The sequence below is a fragment of the Tabrizicola sp. genome (assembly GCF_041913445.1).
GTDB lineage: Bacteria > Pseudomonadota > Alphaproteobacteria > Rhodobacterales > Rhodobacteraceae > Tabrizicola.
This window is the reverse complement of sequence record NZ_JAYSFG010000001.1, coordinates 165659-172442: the sequence shown is the minus strand read 5'-3', so window position 1 is coordinate 172442 and position 6784 is coordinate 165659. Positions and strand designations below refer to the sequence as shown.

The window sequence follows — 6784 nt, the reverse complement described above, 5'->3', positions numbered from 1 at the left end:
GGGGATCAGGTCACTTCACGCGGAACCAGTCCGCGACGTTCCACATCTCGGAGTCCCAGGCGTTGATCTGGACGCCGCCGAGGGTGTTGGAATGCGCCGAGAGCGTGCCGCGGTGGACCAGCGGAATCACGACCATGGAGTCCTTCGTCACCATGTCGTTCAACTGCTTGGCGATCGCCTGACGTTCGGCCACGTCCGTGGTCTGGGTCAGCTTGGCATGCAGTTCGTCATAGGCCGGGTCGCAGAAGCGGTTGATGTTCTCGCCCTGCCAGCCGTTTTCCGGCGTGGGCGCGTTCTTGCACTGGTACTGGCCCAGGTAGGTCTCGGGGTCCGGGTTGTCGGAGTTGTTGGCGTACATCTCGACGTCGGCATAAAACTTCTGGAAGGTGTCGGGCGAGCCCGGGTCACCGCCGAAGTAGACGCCCGCGTCGATGGCCTTGAGCTCGACCTCGACGCCAAGTTCCGTCCACCAGTCCTTGATCAGCGCCTGGAAGTCCTGGCGGATCGGGTTGACCGAGGTCTGGTACAGGATCGACAGTTTCTTGCCGTCCTTGTCGCGGATGCCGTCGCCGTCCGTGTCGGTCCAGCCGGCTTCGTCCAGAAGCGCCTTGGCGCCTTCCATGTCCTGGGCGATACAGCCGGTGTTGTCCGAGGCCCAGGCGTCAGGCGCCGGAATCACGTTGCAGGTGGGCTTGCCGCCGGCGCCGTAGCCGACTTCGACCAGGATCGTGCGGTCGATGGCCTTGGACAGCGCGGTCCGCACCTTGATGTCCGACAGGAACGGGTGCGGGTGCTTGGCGGTGGCGCGCTCGCCCTCGGGCAGGTCGGGCGACGGGTCGGTCAGGTTCATCTCGATCCGCTCGACGAGCGTGCCGAAGGCGACAACAAACTGGCCCTTGCCGGCGGCGGTCATCGCGGCCTGGCTGTCCGGCGGGATCTGGGTGTTCCAGGCGTAGTCGAATTCGCCGGTCTCCATCACCGCGCGGGCCGAGCCTTCGGCATCGCCGCCGCCCTTGATCACGGCCGAGGCGAAGGCGGGCTTCGCCGGGTCACGATAGTTCTCGTTCATCGCCATCGTCACGGTGTCGTTCACCGTGAAGCCGGTCACCTTGAACGGGCCGGTGCCGATCGGCATGTTGTTCTGGTCGGTGCAGGTCGGAGCCGCGGCCCCGATGCAGGCCTCGAACTGGGCCTTCTGCAGGATCGGCGACAGGGCGCCGACGAAGGCGGTGTAGGGGTTCGGCTTCGGGCCGTCGAAGGTCACCTTGATGGTCGAGGGATCGACCGCCTCGACCGAAGAGACACCTTCGTACTTGGTGGCCTGCGCGCAACCGCCTTCGGGATGGGTGCAGTACTGCCAGGTGAAGACCGCGTCGTCGGCGGTGACCGGCGTGCCGTCCGACCACTTCAGATCGGGCGCAAGCTTCCAGGTGATGCTGGTCAGGTCCTCGGAAATGCCGCCGTTTTCACGGGTCGGGATTTCGGCGGCCAACTTGGGGACGAGGTTGCCTTGCGGATCAAGGCCGGCCAGCGGCTCCAGCACCATCGAGGAGGCGTAGATGTCCTTGGTCCCGCCCGAGAGGTAGGGGTTCATGATGGACACGGCCTGCGGGAAGGTGAGCTTCACCTCGCCATCCGCGCCGCGTTCCGCGAAGGCTGCGGGCGCCAGCCCCAGCACGGCCACTGCGCCCAGAAGGGCGGCTCTCATTTTCATCGGGTCTCTCCTTGTTGGTTACGCTCGTTAGCCTCGGACGCGCCGGTTGATCCGGCGGCGGTGTAAAGATGGCAGGCGACCAGGCGGCCGGGTTCGACCTCCATGAGGTCGGGCTTCACGGTCTTGCAGATGTCCATCACTTTCGGGCAGCGGGTGCAGAAGTTGCAGCCCTTCGGCGGATTGGCGGGGGAGGGCACGTCGCCCTTCAGGATGATGCGGTTCCGCCGCGCGGCAAGCTCGGGGTCGGGCTCGTTGACGGCGGAGAGAAGCGCCTCGGCATAAGGGTGCAGGGGGCGGGCGTAGAGGTCCTTGGACGGGGACAGCTCGGCGATGCGGCCAAGGTACATGACGGCCACGCGCTGCGCGAGGTGGCGGACCATCGAGAGGTCGTGGCTGATGAAGAGGTAGGTGAGGCCCAGCTTTTCCTGCAGGTCTTCGAGAAGGTTCACGACCTGGGCCTGGATCGAGACGTCGAGCGCCGCGATGGGCTCGTCGCAGACGATGAAGCGGGGTTTCAGGGCCAAGGCGCGGGCGATCCCGATGCGCTGGCGCTGGCCGCCCGAGAATTCATGCGGGAAGCGGTTCACGAAGCGGCGGTTAAGGCCGACCTGGTCCATCAGCTCGTAGACCCGTTCCAGCTTCTGGTCGCGGGTCCAGCGGGTGTGTTCGTCCAGGGGTTCGCTGACGATCTCGGCCAGGGTCATGCGGGGGTTCAGGCTCGCCTGCGGGTCCTGGAAGACCATCTGCATGGTCGGGCGCTTCTTGCGGAGAGGCTCGGGCGCGAGTTTCGCCACGTCGTCGCCGTCGATGATGACGCGGCCTGCGGTGGGCTCATAAAGCCGCAGCATGGCGCGGCCGACGGTGGACTTGCCGCAGCCGGATTCGCCGACGAGGCCAAGGGTCTGGCCTGCGTCGATGTGGAAGGAGACCCCGTCGACGGCCTTCACGTCGCCCGTGTGCTTGCGGAAAAGGCCCGTGTAGATCGGGAAGTGCATCTTCAGGTCTTCGACCTGGACCAGGGGGGCGGGGCGCGCGTCAAGCATGGGCGGGCTCTTGCCGGGCAGGGGCGCTCCAGTGGCAGGCGACGTCATGGCCCTGGCCGATGGGCTGGCCGTCCACGGCCCGGCGGGGCGGGTTCACCGCGTCGCAGGTGTCGAAGCGGTGCTCGCAGCGCGCGCGGAAGGGGCAGGCGTTGAGCGGGGCGGTCAGGATCGGCGGCTGGCCCTGGATCACCTTCAGCCGTGCGGTGCGCGGGCCGGTAATCCGGGGGATCGTCTGAAGAAGAGCGCGGGTGTAGGGGTGCTGCGGGTTGGCGAAAAGCTCGCGGACGGGGGCGTGTTCGACGACCTGGCCGCCGTACATGACCATGACGCGGTCCGCGATGCCGGCGATGACGCCAAGGTCATGGGTAATCCAGATGATCGCCATGCCAAGCTTCTGGCGAAGCTCTTTCACCAGTTCCAGGATCTGCGCCTGGATGGTTACGTCCAGCGCGGTCGTGGGTTCGTCGGCGATGAGGACATCCGGGTCGCAGGCGAGTGCGATGGCGATCATCACGCGCTGGCGCATCCCGCCCGAGAACTGGTGCGGGTACTGGTGCAGGCGCTGCGCCGCGCCGGGTATGCCGACCAGTTCCAGAAGCTCGACCGCGCGGGCCTGGGCCTGGGCCTTGGTCATCCGCATGTGCTTGATCAGCGGCTCCATGATCTGGTTGCCCAGCGTGAAGACCGGGTTGAGGCTGGTCATCGGGTCCTGGAAGACGAAGCCGACCTTGGCGCCGCGCACCGACCTGAGTTCGTCGTCCGACATCGCCAGCAGGTCGCGGCCATTGAGCAGGACCTTGCCGTTGCGGATATCGGCGGGCGGAGTGGGCAGGAGCCGCAGAAGCGACATCATCGTGACCGATTTGCCCGAGCCGCTTTCCCCCACCACGCCCAGAAGCTCACCCGGCTTGAGGTGGAAGCTCACGTCGTTCACGGCATGGACTTCGCCGCCACGGGTGCGGAACACGGTCTTGAGGTCCCTGACATCAAGGACGGGCGCGGCCCCATCGGCCATTCAGTTCTCCCCGCGACTTCTTAAGTCTTGTTTTTATTGGCCGATTTTTCGGCCCGACAACCTTGGGCTGTCTCTTGTGGTCAACTCTTTACGATTCTTGGCCTTCTATCAATCCCGATTTGCGGCGCGATTCTACAGCCTTCCCCCGGCAGAATGACCGGATTGCGCTGCATTCTGCCAGATATTGACTACGGCAGGGCACATAGACAGGCTGGCTACCAAATCTAGCTCTGGCAAGGAAAAAAGTGATGACCAAACTGACGCCGCGTCAGATTCTGGATCAACTGGTCAAATTCCCGACGGTCAGCCGCGAATCGAACCTGGACCTGGTGGAATGGCTGGAGGGGTATCTCACCACGCAGGGGGTGAAGTGCTTCCGGCATTGGAACGAGGACCGGCAGAAAGCGGCGCTGATCGCCCATGCGGGGCCTTGGGTCGAGGGGGCGGTGGTGCTGTCGGGGCATTCCGACGTCGTGCCGGTGGACGGGCAGGCCTGGACCAGTGATCCCTGGACGGTGGTGGAGCGGAACGGAAAGCTTTACGGGCGCGGGACCTGCGACATGAAGGGGTTCGTGGCTCTGGCCGTCTGGGCGGTGGTCGAGGCGCAGTCGCGGGGCGTGGCGCGGCCCTTGCAGCTGGCGCTCTCTTACGACGAGGAGGTGGGCTGCACCGGTGCGCCCCCGATGATCCGCACGATGCAGGAAGTGGTGCCGAAGGGCGAGGTGGCGCTGATCGGGGAACCCTCGCGGATGAAGATCATCACCGGGCATAAGGGCGGCACGGGCTATGCGGTGCATGTGAAGGGGTATGAGGTGCATTCCTCGCTGTTGCCCGAGGGCGTGTCGGCGATCATGGAAGGCGCGCGGCTGATCCAGTGGGTGAATGACCACAACGACGCGATCCAGGCGCGGCCGCCGGGGGCCATCGGCGCGCGCTTCCATCCGCCGTTCACGACGCTGCACATCGGCCGCATCCAGGGGGGCACGGCGGACAACATCACGGCGGGGGATTGCCGCTTCGCGGTCGAGATGCGCTGCGTGCCCGACGATGACCCCGAGGCCCATGCCGGGGCGTTCCGTGAGGCGGCGATGGCCCTGGACCGCGCGCTGAAGGCGAAGCGGCCCGAGGCGGGGGTGCACCTGGAGAAGTTCTTCGATGTCTCGCCCCTGCGGCCGGAGGTCGATGGCGCGGCCGAGGCGCTTGCGCGGGCGTTGACCGGGGACAATGCGACGGGGGTGGTGTCCTATGGCACCGAGGCCGGGCAGTTCCAGGACGCGGGCTATTCGGCGGTGGTGATCGGCCCCGGCGACATCGCCCAGGCGCACCAGGCGGATGAGTATCTCGAGGTCAGCGAATTCCAGGCCGGGCAGCGGTTCATGGAGCGGCTGCTGGAGCGCTGCGCATGAACTTCCCGATTTCCGAGGCCACTCCGGTCCGGTTCAACGCTCCCTTGCCGGCACGGGCCAACGTGGTGGTGGTGGGCGGCGGCGTGATCGGGGTGATGACGGCCTGGTTCCTTCGCGAAAAGGGGCTGTCCGTTGTCGTCTGCGAAAAGGGCCGGATCGCCGGAGAGCAGTCGGGACGGAACTGGGGCTGGGTGCGCCAGCAGGGCAGGGACCCGGGCGAGCTGCCGATCATGGTCGAAAGCCTCTCGATCTGGAAGCGGCTGGCGGCCGAGATGGGCGACGGGCTGGGGTTCCGGCAGACGGGTGTCCTCTATCTGGCCAAGACCGAGCGCGAGATCGACGGGTTCGAGGCCTGGACCGAACATTCCCGCGCGCACCAACTGGACACCCGGCTTCTGACGGCCTCCGAGACGATGGCGATGCTGAAGGGAGCGGTGGCGCCGTGGAAGGGCGGCCTCTTCACCGCCTCGGACGCGCGTGCCGAGCCCTGGGTCGCGGTCCCGGCGCTGGCGGCGGTGGCCGAGGAGAAGGGCGTCGTCATCCGTGAGGCTTGTGCCGTACGGGGGCTGGACCTGGCAGCCGGCAAGGTCGCGGGCGTGGTGACGGAGGCCGGGCGGATCGCCTGCGACCATGTGGTCGTGGCGGCCGGGGCCTGGTCGCGGCTGTTCCTCGGGGCGCATGGTGTCAGCATTCCGCAGCTGTCGGTCCTGGCCTCCGTGGCGGCAACGGAACCCATGCCGGAGATCTTTCCAGGCAATGCGGCGGACGATGATTTCGCCTTCCGCAGGCGGGCGGACGGCGGCTATTCCATCGCCCCCGGCGCGCGGCACGACTTCTTCATCGGCAAGGACGCCTTTCGCAGCTTCGGCGTCTATCTCCCTGTGTTGAAAAAGGATTTCCGGTCCACCAACTTCCGCCTGGCGGCCCCGAAGGGTTTTCCGGATGCCTGGGGCACGCCGCGCCGCTGGTCGCTGGACGCGCAAAGCCCCTTCGAGCGCCAGCGCATCCTGAACCCGGCGCCGAACATGGCGACCCTGGGCGAGGTGCAGGACAGCTTTGCCAAGGCTTTCCCCTCGCTGGGGCGACCCAAGCTGAAAGCCGCCTGGGCCGGGATGATCGACAGCCTGCCCGACGTCGTGCCCATCGTCGATCACGCGCCGATCCCCGGCCTGACCATTGCCACGGGGATGAGCGGACTTGGTTTCGGGATCGGGCCCGGCATGGGGCGCGTCGTGGCGGACCTCGTGATGGGGCGGCCCGTCGGTCACGACCTGAGCCGCTTCCGCCTGTCGCGGTTCAGCGACGGCAGCCGGATCGAGCCGGGGCCAAGCCTTTAGGCGACGGTGGCCGTGTAGCCAACCTCGTCCAGCGCCTTGATCAGGTCGGACGCCGGGGCAGGGCCGGTCACCTCGACCTTGCGGGTCGTCAGGTCGACCGTGACCGCGCCCGCCTGTGGGACGGAGCCAAGTGCGGTCTCGACCGTTGCCTTGCAGTGGGAGCAGGTCATATCGGGAACGGAAAGTGTGGTCATGATGGTCCTCTTTGCCACTGATTGGTCCAGACCTTGGCTGTCACGTCAAGGGTTTGTCGTCCCAGTGCGACATCC

General features: G+C 66.7%; 6 protein-coding genes. 2 read left to right on the top strand and 4 right to left on the bottom strand.

Annotated elements, in window-relative coordinates; genetic code table 11:
• Window positions 1-10: 10 nt before the first annotated feature.
• Genes ACE3Q6_RS00875 through ACE3Q6_RS00865 form a run of 3 tightly spaced genes read right to left on the bottom strand, consistent with a single transcriptional unit; the run spans window position 11 to window position 3772 of the window.
• On the bottom strand, window positions 11-1714 hold the full coding sequence (locus tag ACE3Q6_RS00875; RefSeq protein WP_374426709.1) for a peptide ABC transporter substrate-binding protein: 1704 nt from the start codon (window positions 1712-1714) through the stop codon (window positions 11-13).
• Window positions 1711-2757: an ABC transporter ATP-binding protein gene (locus ACE3Q6_RS00870; RefSeq protein ID WP_374426706.1), complete on the bottom strand. Its 1047-nt coding sequence runs from the start codon at window positions 2755-2757 to the stop codon at window positions 1711-1713. The genes ACE3Q6_RS00875 and ACE3Q6_RS00870 overlap by 4 nt, the downstream gene beginning before the upstream one ends.
• Window positions 2750-3772: an ABC transporter ATP-binding protein gene (locus ACE3Q6_RS00865; RefSeq protein WP_374426703.1), complete on the bottom strand. Its 1023-nt coding sequence runs from the start codon at window positions 3770-3772 to the stop codon at window positions 2750-2752. Before ACE3Q6_RS00865 ends, ACE3Q6_RS00870 begins: the two co-directional genes overlap by 8 nt.
• A 245-nt stretch (window positions 3773-4017) precedes the next feature.
• Between ACE3Q6_RS00865 and argE the strand changes: the two genes are divergently transcribed.
• Together argE and ACE3Q6_RS00855 are read left to right on the top strand one after the other, a co-directional pair.
• Complete coding sequence (gene argE / locus ACE3Q6_RS00860) at window positions 4018-5178, top strand: acetylornithine deacetylase (RefSeq protein WP_374426700.1); 1161 nt, start codon at window positions 4018-4020, stop codon at window positions 5176-5178.
• Window positions 5175-6515: an NAD(P)/FAD-dependent oxidoreductase gene (locus ACE3Q6_RS00855; protein WP_374426697.1), complete on the top strand. Its 1341-nt coding sequence runs from the start codon at window positions 5175-5177 to the stop codon at window positions 6513-6515. The genes argE and ACE3Q6_RS00855 overlap by 4 nt, the downstream gene beginning before the upstream one ends.
• Here ACE3Q6_RS00855 and ACE3Q6_RS00850 read toward each other — a convergent pair.
• Entirely contained in the window at window positions 6512-6709 is a 198-nt protein-coding gene (locus ACE3Q6_RS00850) for a heavy-metal-associated domain-containing protein (protein ID WP_374426694.1), read from the bottom strand. The two genes, ACE3Q6_RS00855 and ACE3Q6_RS00850, sit on opposite strands and share 4 nt — an antisense overlap.
• Window positions 6710-6784 lie beyond the last annotated feature (75 nt).